The sequence below is a fragment of the Micromonospora sp. WMMC241 genome, assembly GCF_027460165.1.
Taxonomy (GTDB): Bacteria; Actinomycetota; Actinomycetes; order Mycobacteriales; family Micromonosporaceae; genus Micromonospora; species Micromonospora humi.
Genome location: NZ_JAPZBF010000001.1, coordinates 2678447 through 2695736 on the forward strand (window position 1 = coordinate 2678447; position 17290 = coordinate 2695736).

17 protein-coding genes and 1 riboswitch are annotated in these 17290 nt (G+C 73.6%); of the genes, 11 read left to right on the forward strand and 6 right to left on the reverse strand.

Annotated elements, in window-relative coordinates; all coding sequences use genetic code 11:
• Window positions 1-257 precede the first annotated feature (257 nt).
• The 6 genes from O7598_RS12395 (at window position 258) to O7598_RS12420 (ending at window position 6526) form a co-directional block, all read left to right on the forward strand.
• Window positions 258-1541: an SGNH/GDSL hydrolase family protein gene (locus O7598_RS12395; RefSeq protein WP_269694854.1), complete on the forward strand. Its 1284-nt coding sequence runs from the start codon at window positions 258-260 to the stop codon at window positions 1539-1541.
• A gap of 67 nt (window positions 1542-1608) precedes the next feature.
• Window positions 1609-2832 (forward strand): cytochrome P450, encoded by a 1224-nt coding sequence (locus tag O7598_RS12400; RefSeq protein ID WP_269691477.1) that lies wholly within the window; start codon window positions 1609-1611, stop codon window positions 2830-2832.
• Complete coding sequence (locus tag O7598_RS12405) at window positions 2829-3803, forward strand: alpha/beta hydrolase (protein WP_269691478.1); 975 nt, start codon at window positions 2829-2831, stop codon at window positions 3801-3803. Before O7598_RS12400 ends, O7598_RS12405 begins: the two co-directional genes overlap by 4 nt.
• Complete coding sequence (locus tag O7598_RS12410) at window positions 3796-4899, forward strand: alpha-hydroxy acid oxidase (RefSeq protein ID WP_269691479.1); 1104 nt, start codon at window positions 3796-3798, stop codon at window positions 4897-4899. Before O7598_RS12405 ends, O7598_RS12410 begins: the two co-directional genes overlap by 8 nt.
• 1 nt (window position 4900) lies before the next feature.
• On the forward strand, window positions 4901-6205 hold the full coding sequence (locus O7598_RS12415) for an aminotransferase-like domain-containing protein (RefSeq protein WP_269691481.1): 1305 nt from the start codon (window positions 4901-4903) through the stop codon (window positions 6203-6205).
• Between the two features lie 69 nt (window positions 6206-6274).
• A complete protein-coding gene (locus tag O7598_RS12420) occupies window positions 6275-6526 on the forward strand; it encodes a hypothetical protein (RefSeq protein WP_091056082.1) in 252 nt (83 codons plus the stop codon).
• A gap of 48 nt (window positions 6527-6574) precedes the next feature.
• Here O7598_RS12420 and O7598_RS12425 read toward each other — a convergent pair whose 3' ends face one another.
• The gene (locus tag O7598_RS12425; protein WP_269691482.1) at window positions 6575-8011 is read right to left on the reverse strand and encodes a glycine hydroxymethyltransferase; all 1437 of its coding nucleotides are present in this window, start codon (window positions 8009-8011) and stop codon (window positions 6575-6577) included.
• An 18-nt stretch (window positions 8012-8029) separates the two neighbouring features.
• Window positions 8030-8119, reverse strand: a riboswitch (ZMP/ZTP riboswitch).
• A 107-nt stretch (window positions 8120-8226) separates the two neighbouring features.
• Between O7598_RS12425 and O7598_RS12430 the strand changes: the two genes are divergently transcribed.
• Window positions 8227-9033, forward strand: coding sequence for an SDR family NAD(P)-dependent oxidoreductase (locus O7598_RS12430; RefSeq protein WP_269691483.1), 807 nt, complete (start codon window positions 8227-8229; stop codon window positions 9031-9033).
• 96 nt (window positions 9034-9129) lie between these two features.
• Here O7598_RS12430 and O7598_RS12435 read toward each other — a convergent pair whose 3' ends face one another.
• The 4 genes from O7598_RS12435 to O7598_RS12450 all read right to left on the reverse strand — a co-directional run bounded on the left by O7598_RS12435 (window position 9130) and on the right by O7598_RS12450 (window position 12903).
• Window positions 9130-9630 carry a hemerythrin domain-containing protein gene (locus tag O7598_RS12435; RefSeq protein WP_269691484.1) on the reverse strand — a complete coding sequence of 167 codons (501 nt, stop codon included), beginning with the start codon at window positions 9628-9630 and terminating at the stop codon, window positions 9130-9132.
• Between the two features lie 109 nt (window positions 9631-9739).
• On the reverse strand, window positions 9740-11215 hold the full coding sequence (locus O7598_RS12440; protein WP_269691485.1) for a S8 family peptidase: 1476 nt from the start codon (window positions 11213-11215) through the stop codon (window positions 9740-9742).
• A gap of 109 nt (window positions 11216-11324) precedes the next feature.
• Entirely contained in the window at window positions 11325-12188 is an 864-nt protein-coding gene (locus O7598_RS12445; RefSeq protein ID WP_269691486.1) for an NAD(P)H-hydrate dehydratase, read from the reverse strand.
• Window positions 12172-12903, reverse strand: a complete 732-nt coding sequence (locus O7598_RS12450; RefSeq protein ID WP_269691487.1) for a histidine phosphatase family protein — start codon at window positions 12901-12903, stop codon at window positions 12172-12174. The genes O7598_RS12445 and O7598_RS12450 overlap by 17 nt, the downstream gene beginning before the upstream one ends.
• A 208-nt stretch (window positions 12904-13111) precedes the next feature.
• Here O7598_RS12450 and O7598_RS12455 point away from each other — a divergent pair, with 208 nt between their 5' ends.
• Both O7598_RS12455 and O7598_RS12460 read left to right on the forward strand, forming a co-directional pair.
• The gene (locus tag O7598_RS12455; RefSeq protein ID WP_269691488.1) at window positions 13112-13441 is read left to right on the forward strand and encodes a hypothetical protein; all 330 of its coding nucleotides are present in this window, start codon (window positions 13112-13114) and stop codon (window positions 13439-13441) included.
• A gap of 35 nt (window positions 13442-13476) precedes the next feature.
• Window positions 13477-14460: a DNA polymerase domain-containing protein gene (locus O7598_RS12460; protein ID WP_269691489.1), complete on the forward strand. Its 984-nt coding sequence runs from the start codon at window positions 13477-13479 to the stop codon at window positions 14458-14460.
• 4 nt (window positions 14461-14464) lie between these two features.
• On the opposite strand, the gene O7598_RS12465 is transcribed toward O7598_RS12460, so the two are convergent.
• Window positions 14465-14971, reverse strand: a complete 507-nt coding sequence (locus tag O7598_RS12465) for an Lrp/AsnC family transcriptional regulator (RefSeq protein WP_269691490.1) — start codon at window positions 14969-14971, stop codon at window positions 14465-14467.
• Between the two features lie 72 nt (window positions 14972-15043).
• Between O7598_RS12465 and pdhA the strand changes: the two genes are divergently transcribed.
• Both pdhA and O7598_RS12475 read left to right on the forward strand, forming a co-directional pair.
• Window positions 15044-16249, forward strand: coding sequence for a pyruvate dehydrogenase (acetyl-transferring) E1 component subunit alpha (gene pdhA / locus O7598_RS12470; protein ID WP_269694855.1), 1206 nt, complete (start codon window positions 15044-15046; stop codon window positions 16247-16249).
• On the forward strand, window positions 16249-17253 hold the full coding sequence (locus O7598_RS12475) for an alpha-ketoacid dehydrogenase subunit beta (protein ID WP_269691491.1): 1005 nt from the start codon (window positions 16249-16251) through the stop codon (window positions 17251-17253). The genes pdhA and O7598_RS12475 overlap by 1 nt, the downstream gene beginning before the upstream one ends.
• Window positions 17254-17290 lie beyond the last annotated feature (37 nt).

The following is a 17290-nucleotide window of genomic DNA, read 5'->3' on the forward strand; positions in this document are numbered from 1 at the left end:
CAGGCGGCGGGTACCGGGGTCGGCGACCGCACCGCCGCCGGTTCCGAGCCTAGGCAGCGTCGGTCCACCGGGGACAGAGCCGATCGTCGGTGCCCGGCATCCCGCGGGCATTTGATCATGTCGATCAGGTTGATTGACGCTCGTCACCGCCGGCGGCTAGTTTCCGGTCCATCGCCCGGGAAGATGGCGCCGACCGCGCCACGCCCAGGGCTGCCGAACATGGAGGTTCGATGCCGACCCCGAAGAGATGGCACGTCATAGCGTCCGCCGCAACGCTGCTGCTCGCCGGCACCCCGGCGGTCACCGCGAGCGCCGGCCCCACCGACACCGACCGCGCCGGGCACGGGCGCGCCGAGTGGGCCGGGAGCTGGGCCGCGGCGGTGACCCGCGGGAACACCGTGGGCCTGACCAACACCGGCCTCAACGACCAGAGCATCCGGATGACGGTGCAGACCACGGTGGGTGGCCCGCGCCTGCGGGTGCGGCTCACCAACCTCTACGGCGAGCAGGCCGTCAAGGTCGGTCACGCCACCGTCGCCCGGCCGAACACCGCCACCGTCGACGACCTGTCCGACGTCGACCCGGCCAGCGTCCGCGAGCTGCGGTTCTCCGGCGGCACGTCGGCCACCATCAACAAGGGCGCCGAACTGCTCAGCGACCCGCTGGCCTACCCGGTGGCCGAGCAGGAGGACCTGGTGGTCACCCTGTACTTCCCGGTGCTCACCGGGCCGGTCACGTTCCACGGCCAGTCCCGGGTCACCAACTTCATCGGGGCGACCGACCTGACCACCGCGGCCGACGGGGCCGGCTTCACCATCAGGCCGAACTGCTGCTGGATGTTCCTCTCCGGCATCGACGTCGAGCGCAAGGCCACCCCCGGCTCGGTGGTGGTGCTCGGCGACTCCATCGGCGACGGCAACGGCAGCACCGTCAACGCCGACAAGCGCTGGCCGGACCTGCTCGCCGAGCGGCTCGTCGACGCCCGCCCGGAGGTCCGCACGCCGGGCGTGCTCAACCTCAGCCTGGCCGGCAACCGGCTCAACCACGAGGGCACCGAGCCCGGCGCGGGCGGCTTCCCCGGCTACTACGAGCTGGGCCCGAACGCCCTGGCCCGGCTCAACGAGGACGTGTTCCCGCAGACCGGCGTGCGTACCGTCATCACCCACCTGGGCATCAACGACATCTGGATGAGCGGCGACAGCAGCGAGGCGATCATCGCGTCGCTGCGGCAGCTCAACCAGCAGGTGAAGGCGCGCGGCCTGACCAGCCTGGTCGGCACCATCACCCCGTACGAGGGCAACGGCGGGCCGGGGGTGTGGACCGAGGAGAAGGACGCCACCCGCAACGCGGTGAACGCCTGGCTGCGCGGCGCCGGGCGGGCCGAGTTCGACGGCGTGCTCGACTTCGACGCCGTGCTGCGGGACCCGGCGCGGCCGAGCCGGCTGCTCCCGGCGTACGACGCCGGGGACCACATCCACCCGAACGACGCGGGCGCGCAGGCGATGGCGAACGCCGTCCCGTTGCGACTGCTCGGGCTGTGACACCGGGCGGGGGCGGCGTCGACACGGCGGCCGCCCCCGCCGCCATTCCTGGGGAGGAAGAACCGCCGTGGACGTCAGCGAGATCCTGACCGGCCTGTACAGCGAGCAGGGCCGGCAGAACCCCTATCCCTTCTACGCGGCCCTGCACGAGCACGGGCCGATCAACGCGATTCCCACCCGCGCCGAGCACAGCACCGTCACCGCCGTGGCCGGCGGGTACGACGTGGTGGATCGGATCCTGCGCGATCCCGGTTGGTACAAGGGTTTCCCGCCCGGCTGGGAGGAGCAGGAGATCCTGCGCACGTTCCTCACCTCGATGATGTTCGTGAACCCGCCGGACCACACCCGGATGCGCGCGGTGTTCGCCAGCACGTTCACCCCGCGCCGGCTGGGCGCGCTGGAACCGGTGGTGGTGCGGATCGTCGACGAGCGGCTGGAGGCGATGGCCGAGGCCGGCGCGGACGGCACCGAGGTGGACTTCGTCGCCGACTTCGCGTACCCGGTCCCGGCGCTGGTGATGGCCGAGTTCATCGGCCTGCCGGCGGCGGACCTGGCCTGGTACCGGCAGCGGGTCGACTGGATCGACGAGTACATGGACGTCGCCGGCAAGACGCCGGAGCGGCTGGCCCGGGCCAACCAGGCCGCCGAGGAGCTGCGGTCGTTCTACCGCGACCTGATCGCGCACCGTCGCCGCGCACCGGACGCCGACCTGATCAGCGGCCTGGTCGAGGTGCTCGACGCCGGCGAGGTCGAGCTGACCGAGGACGAGCTGATCAGCAACCTGATCGTGCTGTTCAACGCCAGCTTCGTCACCACCGTCTACATGTTCAGCAACGGCCTGCCGCTGCTGCTCGCCCACCCGGAGGTGACCGCCGCGCTGCCGGGCGACGACGCGCTCGCCCGGGGCTGCGTGGACGAGGTGCTGCGGATGGAGAGCCCGGTGCACTTCCTGGCCCGCTCCGCGCCCGCCGACACCGAGCTGGACGGCGTGCCCGTGGAACGCGACGACAACGTGCTGCTGCTGATCGCCGCCGCCAACCGCGACCCGGCCCGGTTCCCCGACCCGGACCGCTTCGACCCGCGTCGCGACGGCCCGCCGTCGTTGGCGTTCGGCGTCGGGCTGCACTTCTGCCTCGGCTCGGCGGTGTCGAAACTGGAGGGCCGCCTCGCGCTGCCCCGCCTCTTCGCCCGCTTCCCCCGGCTCGCGGTCACCCAGCCCTACACCTACAGCGGCAGCCTCTTCCTGCGCGGCATCGACAAGCTCTTCGTCACCACCGGGGAGGCCGGATGACGCTCGATCCGCAGGTGGTCGCGTGGCGGGCCGCGCGCGCGGCCGCCGGCGCCGCGCCGCTCTACACCCAGACGCTCGCCGAGGCCCGCGCCGCCGACCTCGCCGCGATCCGCGCCGGCGCCGGCGCGGTCGAGCCGGTGGCGGAGGTACGCGACACGCAGGTGCCCGGCCCGGCCGGGCCGCTGCCGGTGCGGATCCACCGGCCGGCCGGCGACGGCCCGCTGCCCACGCTCGTCTACTTCTTCGGCGGTGGCTGGACGCTCGGCAGCGTGGACACCGCCGACGGGATCTGCCGCCGGCTGGTCAACCTGGCCGGCTGCCAGACCGTGACCGTCGGCTACCGGCTCGCCCCGGAGCACCCGTTCCCGGCCGCGGTGGAGGACTGCCACGCCGCGCTGCGCCACCTGGCCGCCCACGCCGAGGAGTTCCGCATCGACCCGGGCCGGCTGGCGGTGGGCGGGGACAGCGCCGGCGGCAACCTGGCCGCCGCGGTGACGCTGCTGGCCCGCGCCGACGGCGGCCCCCGGCTCGCCGCCCAGGTGCTGGTCTACCCGAACACCGACCAGCGTCCCGGCCGGCGTCCGGGCGACGACGAGGACCCGCTGCTGTTCAACAGGCACTCGGTCGGCTGGTACCGCGGCCACTACCTGACCGACCCGGGCGACGCGGCCCACCCGCTCGCCTCGCCGCTGCTCGCCGAGGATCTGTCCGGCCTGCCGCCGGCGCTCGTGGTCACCGCCGGGCACGACCCGCTGCGCGACGAGGGCCGCCGCTACGCCGAGCGGCTGCGCGAGGCGGGCGTGCCCACCGAGACGGCCGACTACCCGGGCATGGTGCACGGCTTCTTCGCCATGCCCGGCGTGTTCGACGCCGGCCGAGACGCCCAGCAGCGCGCCGCCACGTTCCTGCGCCGGCGCTTCGGCCTCGACCCGACGCCTACTCGGGCGACCGTCGGGACCGAGCATGCCTGAACCCGAACCGGGCTTCGTGGAGCCGGCGTGCCTGGACGACTTCGCGGCGCTGGCCCGGGCGGTGCTCCCGGCCGACGTGTGGGACTACGTCGACGGTGGCAGCGGCACCGAGACCGCGCTGGCCGCCAACCGGGCCGCGCTGGACCGGGTGGCGGTGGTGCCCCGGATGCTGGCCGGCGTGGAGGAGGCCTCCACCGAGGCGCCGCTGCCGGGTGGCCGGGCCGCGCTGCCGGTGGCGGTCGCGCCGATGGCGTACCAGCGGTTGCTGCATCCCGACGGCGAGCCGGCGCTCGCGGCGGCGGCCGGCGCGGCGGGTGTGCCCTACGTGGCCAGCACGCTGTCCAGCACGCCGATCGAGGAGATCGCGGCGGCCGGCGGGACGGTCTGGTTCCAGCTCTACTGGCTGCGGGACCGGGCGCTGGTGGCCGACCTGCTCGACCGGGCGCTGGGCGCCGGGTGCGCGGCGGTGGTGGTCACCGTGGACGTGCCGGTGCTGGGCCGGCGGCTGCGCGACGCGCGCAACGGCTTCGCGCTGCCGCCGCACGTCACCGCCGCCAACCTGCCCGGCGGCCGGGACGACCTGGCCCACCAGGGCACGCCCGGCGTCTCGGCCGTGGCGGTGCACACCGGCGCGGTCTTCGCCCCGGCGCTGAGCTGGGCGGACCTGGCCTGGCTGCGCGAGCGTACCCCGGTGCCCCTGCTGGTCAAGGGCATCCTGGACGCGCGCGACGCGGTCCGCGCCGCGGACGCCGGCGTGGACGCGGTGGTGGTTTCCAACCACGGCGGCCGGCAGCTCGACGCCGCACCGGCCAGTGTGAGCGTGCTGCCGGAGGTGGTCGACGCGGTGGGGGAGCGGTGCGCGGTGCTGCTGGACAGCGGCGTCCGTGGCGGCGTGGACGTGCTGCGCGCGCTCGCGCTCGGCGCGTCAGGCGTGCTCGTCGGCCGGCCGATGCTCTGGGCGCTCGCCGCCGGCGGCCGGGCCGGCGCGGAGACCGCCCTCGAACTGCTCGCGGCCGAGCTGCGCGACGCGCTCATCCTCAGCGGCTGCCCCGACCCGGCGGCGGCCCGGCGGCTGCGCACCCGGATCGGAGGCTGACGTGGAACCGGTGGACCTGACCGTCACGGCGCTGCACGGCAGCGTCGACGACCCGGCGTTGAACTCGATGAACTTCCTCAACGAGGTGGCACAGCACTATCCCGACGCGGTGTCGCTGGCCGCCGGCCGGCCCTACGAGGAGTTCTTCGACTCGACGCGGCTGCCCGAGCACCTGGACCGCTTCCGCCGGCACCTCGCGGACGACCTCGGGCTCGACCCGGGCCAGGTGGACCGGACGCTGTTGCAGTACGGCCGGACGAAGGGGATCGTGCACCACCTGGTCGCCCGCAATCTCGCCGTCGACGAGCGGATCACTGTCGACCCGGAGGCGATCGTGGTGACCGTCGGCTGCCAGGAGGCGATGTTCCTGGTGCTGCGCGCGCTGCGGGCCGACCCGTCCGACGTGCTGTTCGCGGTGGCGCCGACGTACGTCGGGCTGACCGGCGCGGCCCGCCTGGTCGACCTGCCGGTGCGCCCGGTGGCCGGCGGGCCGGACGGCGTCGACCTGGCCGACCTGCGCGCCGGGGTGCGCCGGGCCCGCGCCGAGGGGCTGCGGCCGCGGGCCTGCTACGTGATGCCGGACTTCGCCAACCCGTCCGGGGTCAGCATGGACACCGCGCACCGGCGCCGGCTGCTCGACCTGGCCGCCGAGGAGGACCTGCTGCTCATCGAGGACAACCCGTACGGGCTCTTCCCGGCCGCCGGCACGGACCGCCGCCCCACGCTCAAGGCGCTGGACACCGCCCGCCGGGTGGTCTACCTCGGCTCGTTCGCCAAGACCGTGCTGCCCGGCGCCCGGGTCGGCTACGTGGTCGCCGACCAGCGGGTGAGGGGATCGGACGGCACGGTCGGCCCGCTCGCCGACCAGCTCGCGAAGATCAAGAGCATGGTCACGGTGAACACGTCGCCGATCAGCCAGGCGGTGATCGGCGGCGCGTTGCTGGCGCACGACTGCTCGCTGGTCGCCGCGAACGTCCGGGAGCGGGCCGCGTACGCCCGCAACCTGGACCACCTGGTCGACGGGCTGGCCCGGCGCTTCCCGGCCGGCGGCCCGGTGCGCTGGACCGTGCCGGCCGGCGGCTTCTTCGTGGTGCTGACCGTGCCGTTCCCGGTCGACGACGCGTTGCTGCACCGCTCCGCGCGGGAGTACGGCGTGCTCTGGACCCCGATGGCGCACTTCTACGACGCCGGCACGCCGGTGAACGCGCTACGACTGTCGGTGAGCGCGGTCACCCCGGTGCAGATCGACAGGGGCCTGGACCGGCTCGCCGCGCTCGTCGCCGACACCGCGGCCGCGCCGGTCTGACGCCGTACCGTCGTCGTTCCGGCACCACCCGTGTTCCGTCGCGCCCGGGTGTCCGTTGATAATGGACGGATGGTTGCCTGGGAGTACGCGTTGCTGGTCCGCCGCTATCAGGGGCAGGGCCGGAATTTCCACGTCTCGTTCGTCTGGTACGGCCCGGACGGGTCCCGCACCGACGTCACCGCGTACGGCGACACGGCGGTCGCGCACCTCAACCGGGTGGGCCGGGAGGGCTGGGAGTTGGTCTCCGCCGCCGAGGACGTGAACAACGTGCAGGGCAGCACCGAGGTGCACCGCTACCACCTCAAGCGCCCGCTGCGCTGAGGTCCGCGCCCCTGCCGGCCGCCCGGTCGGCAGGGGCGCGGGCGCGTCTCAGCCCAGCTCGACCTCGGGATAGAGCGGGAACGGGGTGAGCAGGTCGGCGGCCTGCTTGCCGACCGACTCGGCGGTCGCCGGGTCGAGCACGTACTTCGCCTTCGACGGGGCGCCGTCCGGGCCGGTGCCCGCGCTGGTCTGGGTGAGCACGGTGTGCATCAGCTCGGCGGTGGCGTCCATCTCGGCGGTGCCGAGGCCCCGGGTGGTCAGTGCCGGCGTGCCGATCCGGATGCCGGAGGTGTACCACGCGCCGTTCGGGTCCTGCGGGACCGCGTTGCGGTTGGTCACGATGCCGGAGTCGAGCAGCGCCTGCTCGGCCTGCCGGCCGGTCAGGCCGTACCCGGAGACGTCGATGAGCACCAGGTGGTTGTCGGTGCCGCCGGTGACCAGCGTCGCGCCCCGGCGCAGCAGCCCGTCGGCGAGCGCCCGGGCGTTGTCGACGATCCGCTGGGCGTAGTCGGCGAAGTCGGGGCGCCGGGCCTCGGCCAGCGCGACCGCCTTGGCGGCCATCACGTGCGGCAGCGGGCCGCCGAGCACCATCGGGCAGCCCCGGTCGACCTGGTCGGCCAGCTCCGGGCCGCAGAGCACCATGCCGCCGCGCGGGCCGCGCAGCGACTTGTGCGTGGTGGTGGTGACGATGTGCGCGTGCGGCACCGGGTCGAAGTCGCCGGTGAAGACCTTGCCGGCGACCAGCCCGGCGAAGTGCGCCATGTCGACCATGAAGGTGGCGCCGACCGAGTCGGCGATCTCCCGCATGACCCGGAAGTTGACCTTCCGGGGGTACGCCGAGTAGCCGGCGACCAGGATCAGCGGCTTGAACTCCCGGGCCGCCTCGGCCACCCGGTCGTAGTCGATCAGGCCGGTGGCCGGGTCGGTGCCGTAGCTGCGCTGGTCGAACATCTTGCCGGAGATGTTCGGCCGGAAGCCGTGGGTGAGGTGCCCGCCGGCATCGAGCGACATGCCGAGCATCCGCTGGTTGCCCAGCTCCCGGCGCAGCGCGAACCAGTCCGCCTCGGTGAGGTCGTTGACCTGGCGGACCTGGGCCTTCTTCAACGCGGGCGACTCGACCCGGTCGGCCAGGATCGCCCAGAAGGCGACCAGGTTGGCGTCGATGCCGGAGTGCGGCTGCACGTAGGCGTGGGCGGCCCCGAACAGCTCCTTGGCGTGCTCGGCGGCCAGCGCCTCGACGGTGTCGACGTTCTGGCAGCCGGCGTAGAAGCGGCGGCCGACCGTGCCCTCGGCGTACTTGTCGCTGAACCAGTTGCCCATCGCCAGCAGCGTCGCGGGGGAGGCGTAGTTCTCGCTGGCGATCAACTTCAGCGACTCGCGCTGGTCGGCCAGCTCCGCGCCGATGGCGTCCGCCACCCGCGGCTCGACGGCGCGGATCACCTCGAGCGCGCTGCGGAAGGCGGTGGACTCGACGTTGTGCGACATGCGACCTCCTGGTGACGTGCGGAAGGCCCAGGCGCTCGGCATGCGTCCTCATGACGAGGCCGCTCCCCGATGGTGCTCCATCTCCACGCGCCAGTCACGGCCCGTGCCGATCCTAGCGGTCGGCGCCGGACCGGACCTGCGGGGTTGGGCGTCCCCTCGTGGGGCACACGAGGGTGACGGCCGGTCCGCCGGCCGCACCGAGAGGAGGCACGACCATGACCACACCGACCACCGGACGGCCGCTCGCCGTGGTGACCGGGGCGTCCAGCGGCATCGGGTACGAGTTGGCCGTCCAGTTCGTCGAGCACGGGTACGACGTGGTGGCCGTCGCCGAGGACGCGGGGATCGAGTCGTCGGCGGGCGACCTGCGGCGCGACGGCGGCCCCGAGGTGCACCCCGTGCGGGCGGACCTGGCCACCCCGGAGGGGGTGGAGCGGCTGGCCGGGGCGGTGACCGCGCTGGGACGTCCGGTCGACGCGCTGGCGCTCAACGCCGGCCGGGGCGCGGGCGGGGACTTCGTCGGCGGCACCGACCTGGTCGACGAGCTGAACATCGTCGACCTGAACGTACGCTCGACCGTGCACCTGGCGAAGCTGCTGCTGCCGGAGATGGTCCGGCGGGGCGCGGGACGGGTGCTGTTCACCTCGTCGATCGCCGCCACCATGCCCGGGGCGTACCAGGCGGTCTACAACGCCTCGAAGTCGTTCGTGCAGTCCTTCGCCGAGGGGATCCGCAACGAGCTGAAGGACAGCGGCGTGACGGTGACCGCGCTGATGCCCGGTCCGACGGACACCGAGTTCTTCGACCGGGCCGACATGGCGGACACCCGGGTCGGCCAGGGGAAGAAGGACGACCCCCGCAAGGTCGCCGAGGACGCCTTCGAGGCGTTGATGAAGGGCGAGCACAAGGTCGCGGCCGGCTCAATGATCAACAAGATCCAGACCGCCGCCGGCAAGATCGTCCCGGACCGGCTGAAGGCGGAGCAGCACCGCAAGATGGCCGAGCCCGGCTCCGGCGACTGAGGTGCAAGGAGGGGCCCCTTGTTAACGCATTCTGCATAGGCGGGGCCCCCTCTTAACATCCACGTGTCAAGCGGGGGCCCCGCCCTGCATCCGGGGTCAGGCGGTCACGGCGTCGCGGGCCTTCTTCAGCGCCTTCGGGGCGGTCGGCGTCTTCGGCGCCTTCGGGCGCAGGTCGAGCATCCGCTGGCCGATCTCCTGGAGCTGGTTACGGCCGAGCGCGTCGCGCACCTTCGGGAACCACTCCTGCTCCTCCTCCTCGACGTGGTGCAGCACGTTCTCGATCAGCACCGTCGTCTTGGCGACGAACCGCTCGTCGTCGGCGTCCATCGCGAACAGCTCGAGGCAGAGCACGTCCGCGACGTGGTGCTCCTCGTACGACTCGAGGATGTCGTCCTCGACGTCGGGCACCAGCTTGCGGACCTCCGGGTACATCACCTCGTTCTCCAGGTAGGTGTGCACCGTCAGCGCCTCGATGATCTGCGTGACGATCTTCCCGCGTTTGCTCGCCGGCCCGTCCTCGGCATCCTGGAAGGCCTTGAACAGGCGGCGGATCTCCTTGTGGTCCTCCTTGAGCAGGACGATCGCGTCGGTGGACACCGGGTTACCTCCTAGGTCGGCTGACGATGCCCCCCTACCCGACGTCCGACCAGGACAAACGGACCGGGCCCGGCGCAGTCGCGCCGGGCCCGGTCGGTGTGGGTCGCGGTTACCGCACCGCGTTGTACGCGTCGACCAGGCCGGCGCCGTAGAACCCGTTCCGGTTACCGCCGGAGCAGGTCGCGTCGTAGGCGTTCGGACCCGTCGGAATCAGCGGGACCGGGTTGTAGACGCCGGCCGGGCAGGACTTCGCCACCGCCGTGCGCTCCAGGAACGACGACAGCTGGCCCGGGGTCATGCCCGGGTGGGCCGACAGCGCCAGCGCCGCGACGCCGGTGGCGTGCGGACCGGACATCGACGTGCCCTGCTTGTAGCCCCACCCGTTGGTGCGGGTGACGGTGTTGAAGGTGGTGGACAGGATGCCGTCGGTGGACGTCGAGCGCGCGCCCTGGGTGCGGAACCGGGTGTCGCCGCCCGGCGCCGTCACGTCGATCACGCCCTGGCCGTAGGAGGAGTAGTAGCTCTTCTCGCCGGTCGGGCCGACCGCGGCGACGGTCACCACGCCGGGCACCTCGGCCGGCAGGTCGAGGCAGGCGTTGGTGAGGTTCTCGCGCTCCTCCGGGGTGCCGTTGTTCGGGCTGCCGGTGTCGGTGATCTTGTGCGCGAGGTCGTAGTTGGAGTTGCCGGCGGACGCCACGTTCAGCACGCCCTTGGACTGCGAGTAGCGGATCGCCCGCTGCACGGCCTGCCACACCGGGCGCTGCCGGGCGTCGTTGCGGCAGTTCAGCTCCCACGGGTCGATGTAGTAGCTGTTGTTGGTCAGCCGCATGCCGTGGTCGGCGGCCCAGAGGAACCCGCAGACCGCGGCCTCCGGGAAGATGTAGCCGTCGTCGTTGACCACCTTGACGGCGGCCACCTTGACCCCGGGTGCGATGCCGGCGACGCCGACGCCGTTGACCGCTGCGGCGATGGTGCCGGCCACGTGGGTGCCGTGGTCGCTGGTGGTCGGGTTCCACGCCGCCTCGGCGGTGTCGGTGACGCCGCCGACGCAGGACGTGCTCTTGTCCTTGGCGATCTGGGTCGCCAGGTCCGGGTGGGTGCTGGAGATGCCGCTGTCGAGCACGCCGACGACGACGTCCGGGCGGCCGGTGGTCACCGCGTGGGCCTGCGGAAGGTGGATCATGTCCATGTCCCACTGCTGGCCGTAGAGCGGCTCACGGGTGGGGTCGGCGGTGGCGGCGGTCGCGGACACCTCCACCGTTTCGCCCTCGTCGAGGGCGGTGCCCAGGCCGGCGGTGGACGCGACCGACTGGACGCCCGCGCCTGCCACCCGCGTGGGGAACGACGGGTTGGTCGAGCGCACGACCAGCACGCCGATCTGGTCGTAGCTGGCCACCACCGTGCCGTCCGCGGCCGCCACCCGGGCGGCGGCCTTGCCGGTGGTGGTGCCCTGCGGGGCGAGGACCAGGTAGGAGGTCTCCGGTCCGGCGGCCGCCACCGGCGACGGAACACCGGTGAGGGCGAGGCCGACGCCGAGCGCCGCGGCGGACGTGCCGGCCAGTGTCTTGCGACGAAGATTCTGCACACGTACTCCCAGGGGCCGATCCGGGACGAGCAGGCTGCTCGCCGTTGCCCGTTCAGCGTGGCGGCGGCCTGTGGTGTTACACACACCACAGGCCGCCGCACGTCGACCGTCAGACCGTCGCCAGGGTGTAGGGGATCTCGTCGAGCAGCTCACGGGCGAGGAACCCGATCCGGCCGTACCGGGGCACCAGCCGCTGCCCGCTCACCGCGTGCGCGAACGCCGCCCAGCAGGCCGCCTGCGCCGGGTCGGCGCCCCGGGACAACAGCCCGGCGAGCAGGCCGGCGCGCACGTCACCGCTGCCCGAGGTGCCCAGCCCGGCGTCGCCGCTCTCCTCCCGCCAGGCCCGGCCGTCCGGCGTGGCGATGTGGCCGTACAGCGAGACCACCGCGTCGTACCGGCCGGCCAGCTCGACCGCCTCGGCGTCCAGGTCGTCGCCGGGGTCGCGGTCGAGCAGGTGCCGGGCCTCGGTGAGGTTCGGGGTGAGCACCGCCTTGCGGCCGGAGCCGGCCAGCAGGTCCGGCTCGTGGCTGAGCGCCCCGAGCGCGTACGCGTCGAGCACCAGCGCGGTCTCCCGGCCGGCCGCGTCGAGCACCAGGCGCAGCAGCTTCCCGGTGGCGTCGATGTCCGTCAACCCGGGACCGACCGCTACCACGTCCGCGTCCGCGACCAGGCCACCGAGCACGTCACCGGGGTCGCCCCGGACCGCGCCCTCGCCGGTCTCCGGCAGGCCGACCACCAGTGCCTCGGGGACCTGGATGCTGAGCGCCGCGGCGGTGGACTCGGCGGTGGCCAGCTGGAGCACACCGGCGCCGGCGCGCAGTGCGGCCACGCCCGCCAGCAGCACCGCCCCCGGGGTGAACCGGGAGCCGCCGACCACCAGCACCGTGCCGCGTGCCTCCTTGCCGCCGGTGGGCACGGGCAGCGCCCAGTCACGCAGCAGCGCGGGGGTGATCACGTCAGACCGGTTCGGCATGGACCTCGTCCTCCCTGGTGGGCCGCGCCCCCTGCCGGTGCAGGTGGGCGACGTCGTTGAACGTCTCCGGGCGCAGCCGCCCGGCGTCGTCGGCGCGCCAGCCGGTCACCGAGCAGTTGGCGATGACGTGCTCGCGGGTGAGCGCCATCAGCTCCTCCTCGGTGAGCCCCTCCACCAGGTAGCGGAGCAGGAAGACCAGCGCGTCGTGGCCGAACAGCAGCACCCGGCCGCCGTCGTGGTCGCGCCGCAGGTCGCCGAGCAGGGTGCGCAGCCGCAGGGCCACGTCCGTCCATGACTCGCCGCCGGGCGGACGGTAGTAGAACTTGCCGAGCCGGTCGCGCCGCCGCGCCTCCTCCGGGTGGCGCCGGCGCACCCCGTGCCCGGTGAGCCCGTCGAGGATGCCCAGCTCCCGGTCGCGCAGCCGCTCGTCGCGGCTCATCGGGACGCCGGTCCCGGCCAGCGCCAACTCGGCGGTGCGCAGGGCGCGCAGGTACGGCGACACCACGGCCACCTCGGGCCGGCGCCCCTCGGGCAGGCCGGCCAGCCACCGTCCGGTCGCCCGGGCCTGCTCCTCGCCGGTCGGCGACAGCGGCACGTCCGCGTCGCGGTGGGTGAGGTCGATCAGCTCGGCGCCGGACGTCTCGGCCGCGGTGGCCGCGACGTTCGCGGTGCTCTCGCCGTGCCGGACGATCCAGAGCTCTGCCAACTCCGCCATGCGGCTCCCGGTACCCGAGCCCCGCGCCGGGTAACCGCGCCGGCCCGGCCGGTCTGAACCGGCCGACCGCGGGGCGCGCCCGCCCGCGGCCGCTCCGGCCGGCTCCGCGGCCGTGCCCACCGGGTGTCGTCGGTGGGGCAGCGCGAGGTTGCATCGACCCGGCAGAATGTCCGCCGGGCCGCCGGTGGCCCGTGCGGAAGGGGTGGGCATGTCGACGGTGGTGCGAGGGCTGCGCGAGGCGCTGGTGCTCTTCGTGATCGCGGTGGTGGTGATCGCGGCGGCGGTGGGCATCTGGGTCGCGGTCGGCGGGGGCGACTTCGTGCACCGGGTCGGCGTGGCGTTCATGCTGGTGGGCGGCTTGATCGGGATGACCGGTGACCTGACGTTGAGTCGGATCGGCATGCTGCCGGCCCGGTCCACGTTCGGGCTGGCGCCGGAGCGCGAGGACGGCGGCGGTGGCCGGGTGCTCACCGGTGTCGGCATCTTCCTCTTCGTCTCCATCCCGCTGATCGCGGTCGGGATTCTGCTGGTCGCCTGAGGAGATGCCCGCACGACGCCGGCCGGTGCCCTACGGTGTTCTGCGTGGCGACCGCGGCGGCCGAGGAGATCCGGGTAGGGGAGCGGCTGGTCCGCGTCTCCAGCCCCGACAAGCCCTACTTTCCGGAACGCGGGCTGACCAAGCTGGACGTGGTGCGCTATTTCCTCGCCGTCGGCGACGGGATCCTGCGGGCGCTGCGGGACCGGCCGACCATGCTGGAACGCTGGCCGCGCGGGGTGTTCGAGGGTGCCAAGGTGGCCACCCGGCAGACCAACAAGGGCGACGCCTTCTACCAGAAGCGGCTGCCGGCGGGCGCGCCCGACTGGGTGCGCACCGCGCACATCACGTTCCCCAGCGGCCGGACCGCCGACGAGGTGGCCCCGAGCGAGTTGGCGGTGGTGATCTGGGCGGCCAACCTGGGCACCCTGCGCTTCCATCCGTGGCCGGTGTCGAAGGCCGACGTGGAACGCCCCGACCAGTTGCGCATCGACCTGGACCCGATGCCGGGGGTGGAGTTCGCGCAGGTGGTGCCGGTGGCCCACGAGGTGCGGGCGTTCCTGGCCGAGCTGGGGATGGAGGGTTTCCCGAAGACCACCGGTGGGCGGGGCATCCACGTCTACCTGTCCATCGAGCCGCGGTGGAGCTTCGGCGAGTGCCGGCGGGCGGTGCTGGCGCTCGGCCTTGAGATGCAGCGCCGGCTGCCCGACCTGGTCACCACGACCTGGTGGCGTGACCAGCGTGACCGGCCGGTCTTCGTCGACTACAACCAGATGGCCCGCGACCACACCATGACCTCGGCGTACTCGATCCGGCCCACGCCGGCGGCGCTGGTCTCCGCGCCGCTGGACTGGGCCGAGCTGGACGACGCCCGGCCGGAGGACTTCGACGTGCTCAGCATGCCGGCCCGGTTCGCCGACCGCGGCGACCCGCACGCCGGCCTGGACGGCCGTCGGTACTCGCTGGAGCCGCTGCTGGCCCTGGCCGACTCCGACGGGCTGGAGCCGCCACCCGAGCGTTGAGCGCTCAGGCCCAGGGGCTCTGGGTGCCGTCGAACTCCTCGAAGACCAGCCAGGTGCGGGTGGAGAGCACCCCGGCGATGCTCTGCACCCGGTCGAGCACCACGTCCCGCAGGGTGGCGTTGTCCGGCGCGCGGACCAGCGCCAGCACGTCGTGCTCACCGCTGAGCAGCGCCGCGTGCTCGATGTAGCGCACCTGGGCCAGCTCGGCGGAGACCTCCCGCCAGGTGTTCTGCTCGATGGTCAGCGCGATGTACGCCGAGGTGCCCAGCCCGGCCGGCTCGGGCGCCACCCGCGCGGTGAAGCCGGTGAGCACGCCGTCGCGCAGCAGCCGCTCCACCCGGGCGTACGCGTTGGTGCGCGAGACGTGCACCCGTTCGGCAAGCGTGCGGATGGAGAGCCGGGCGTCGGCGACCAGCTCACCCAGGATCCGCCGGTCGACCTCGTCGAGCGGTCCGACCGAACGTCCCGTTCCGCCCGGCGCGCCCGCTGTGGCGCCGGTCTCCTGGCTCATCGCGCTCACCTCCCGGTGCCATTCGTCCCGCGTTCATCGCGGATGTTGAGTCAATCATCCCTGGGCAGGAGCATAGGGCCACCACACGTCCAGGAGGTCCCCGCCGTGACGACCACACCCCAGGCGGTCCGCAGGGCATCCCCGCGCACCCGCCGGCCGGCCACCCCGGCCGCCGCCGACCCGTCGGCCGGCCTGCTGCCGCAGCCCGAGCCGGTCCGGTTGCTGAACCCCGACGGCACCGCGTTGCCGCCCCGCGACGACTACCCCGAGCCGCCCGTCGAGACGCTGCGCGAGATGTACCGCCGGATGGTCGTCGGCCGCCGCTTCGACACCCAGGCCACCGCGCTGACCAAACAGGGCCGCCTGGCGGTCTACCCGTCCGCGCGCGGCCAGGAGGCCTGCCAGGTCGGCGGCGTGCTCGCGTTGCGCGACGCGGACTGGGTGTTCCCCACCTACCGGGAGTCGATGGCGCTGACCGCGCGCGGCCTCGACCCGGTCGAGGTGCTCACCCTGCTGCGCGGCGACTGGCACTGCGGGTACGACCCGGCCGTCACCCGCACCGCGCCGCAGTGCACCCCGCTGGCCACCCAGACCGTGCACGCCGCCGGGCTGGCCTACGGCGAGTCCTACCAGGGGCGCGACACCGTGGCGCTCGCGTTCATCGGCGACGGCGCGACCAGTGAGGGCGACTTCCACGAGGGCGTCAACTTCGCCGCCGTGTTCAAGGCCCCGGTGGTGTTCCTGGTGCAGAACAACAAGTACGCGATCAGCGTGCCGCTGTCCCGGCAGACCGCCGCGCCGAGCCTGGCCTACAAGGGCGTCGGCTACGGCGTGCCGAGCGAGCAGGTCGACGGCAACGACCCGGTGGCCGTGCTGGCGGTGCTGCACCGCGCGATCGCGCACGCCCGGTCGGGCAAAGGCCCGTACCTGATCGAGGCGCACACCTATCGGATGGAACCGCACACCAACGCCGACGACCAGACCCGCTACCGCGACGCCGACGAGGTCGAGGCGTGGCGCGACCGCGACCCGATCGCCCGGCTGGAGGCGTACCTGCGGTCCCGGGGCGTGCTGGACGACGCCGCGGTCGCGGCGATCGCCGAGGAGGCCGAGGCGTACGCCGCGACGCTGCGCCGGCGGATGGACGAGCAGCCCACGGTCGACCCGCTCAGCCTCTTCGACCACGTCTACGCCGAGCCCACGCCGCAGTTGGTGGAGCAGCGGGAACTGGTCCGGGCCGAGCTGGCCGCGGCCCGCGACGCGGAGGGGGACGCCTGATGGCCACCGTGACCATGGCGAAGGCGCTCAACGCCGCGCTCGCCGACGCGATGCTCGACGACGAGCGGGTGGTCGTCTTCGGCGAGGACGTCGGGCAGCTCGGCGGCGTCTTCCGGATCACCGACGGGTTGCAGGCCCGCTTCGGCGACAAGCGCTGCTTCGACACCCCGCTGGCCGAGGCGGGCATCGTCGGATTCGCGGTGGGTCTGGCCATGTCCGGGCTGCGGCCGGTGGTCGAGATGCAGTTCGACGCGTTCGCCTATCCGGCGTTCGAGCAGATCGCCTCGCACGTGGCGAAGCTGCGCAACCGCACCCGGGGCGCGCTCAGCGTGCCGATCGTCATCCGGGTGCCCTACGCCGGCGGCATCGGCGGCGTCGAGCACCACTGCGACTCGTCCGAGGCCTACTACGCGCACACGCCCGGCCTGAAGGTGGTCACGCCGGCCACCGTCGACGACGCGTACTCGCTGCTGCGCGCCGCGATCGACGACCCGGACCCGGTGGTGTTCCTGGAGCCGAAGAAGCTCTACTTCGGCAGCGCGGAGGCGGAGCTGCCGGCGCGCACCGCGCCGATCGGCACGGCCGTGGTACGCCGGCCGGGCACCGACGCCACGCTCGTCGCGTACGGCCCGGCGGTGCCGGTGGCGCTGGCCGCGGCGGAGGCGGCCCGCGAGGAGGGCTGGGACCTGGAGGTGGTCGACGTGCGCAGCATCGTGCCGTTCGACGACGCCACCGTTACCGAGTCGGTTCGCCGGACCGGCCGGTGCGTGGTGATCCAGGAGGCGCAGGGCTTCGCCGGTGTCGGCGCCGAGATCGCCGCGCGGGTGCAGGAGCGCTGCTTCCACGCGTTGCACGCCCCGGTGCTGCGGGTGTCCGGGCTGGACATCCCCTACCCCGCGCCGATGCTGGAGCACACCCACCTGCCCTCGGTGGACCGGGTGCTGGACACCGTGGCCCGGTTGCAGTGGGACGACCAGCCCGACAATCGGTGGGTGGCGGCATGAGCGAACGCACCGAGCGCAGCGAGGGCCGTGAGCGCAT

Excerpts from the sequence above, each read along its gene's own strand:
- O7598_RS12455 (WP_269691488.1), top strand. The coding sequence starts at position 13,112 with ATGTCGACGGTGGTGCGAGGGCTGCGCGAGGCGCTGGTGCTCTTCGTG.
- O7598_RS12465 (WP_269691490.1), bottom strand. The coding sequence starts at position 14,971 with ATGAGCCAGGAGACCGGCGCCACAGCGGGCGCGCCGGGCGGAACGGGA.
- O7598_RS12405 (WP_269691478.1), top strand. The coding sequence starts at position 2,829 with ATGACGCTCGATCCGCAGGTGGTCGCGTGGCGGGCCGCGCGCGCGGCC.
- O7598_RS12475 (WP_269691491.1), top strand. The coding sequence starts at position 16,249 with ATGGCCACCGTGACCATGGCGAAGGCGCTCAACGCCGCGCTCGCCGAC.
- O7598_RS12445 (WP_269691486.1), bottom strand. The coding sequence starts at position 12,188 with ATGCCGAACCGGTCTGACGTGATCACCCCCGCGCTGCTGCGTGACTGG.
- O7598_RS12420 (WP_091056082.1), top strand. The coding sequence starts at position 6,275 with ATGGTTGCCTGGGAGTACGCGTTGCTGGTCCGCCGCTATCAGGGGCAG.
- O7598_RS12410 (WP_269691479.1), top strand. The coding sequence starts at position 3,796 with ATGCCTGAACCCGAACCGGGCTTCGTGGAGCCGGCGTGCCTGGACGAC.
- O7598_RS12425 (WP_269691482.1), bottom strand. The coding sequence starts at position 8,011 with ATGTCGCACAACGTCGAGTCCACCGCCTTCCGCAGCGCGCTCGAGGTG.
- O7598_RS12430 (WP_269691483.1), top strand. The coding sequence starts at position 8,227 with ATGACCACACCGACCACCGGACGGCCGCTCGCCGTGGTGACCGGGGCG.
- O7598_RS12450 (WP_269691487.1), bottom strand. The coding sequence starts at position 12,903 with ATGGCGGAGTTGGCAGAGCTCTGGATCGTCCGGCACGGCGAGAGCACC.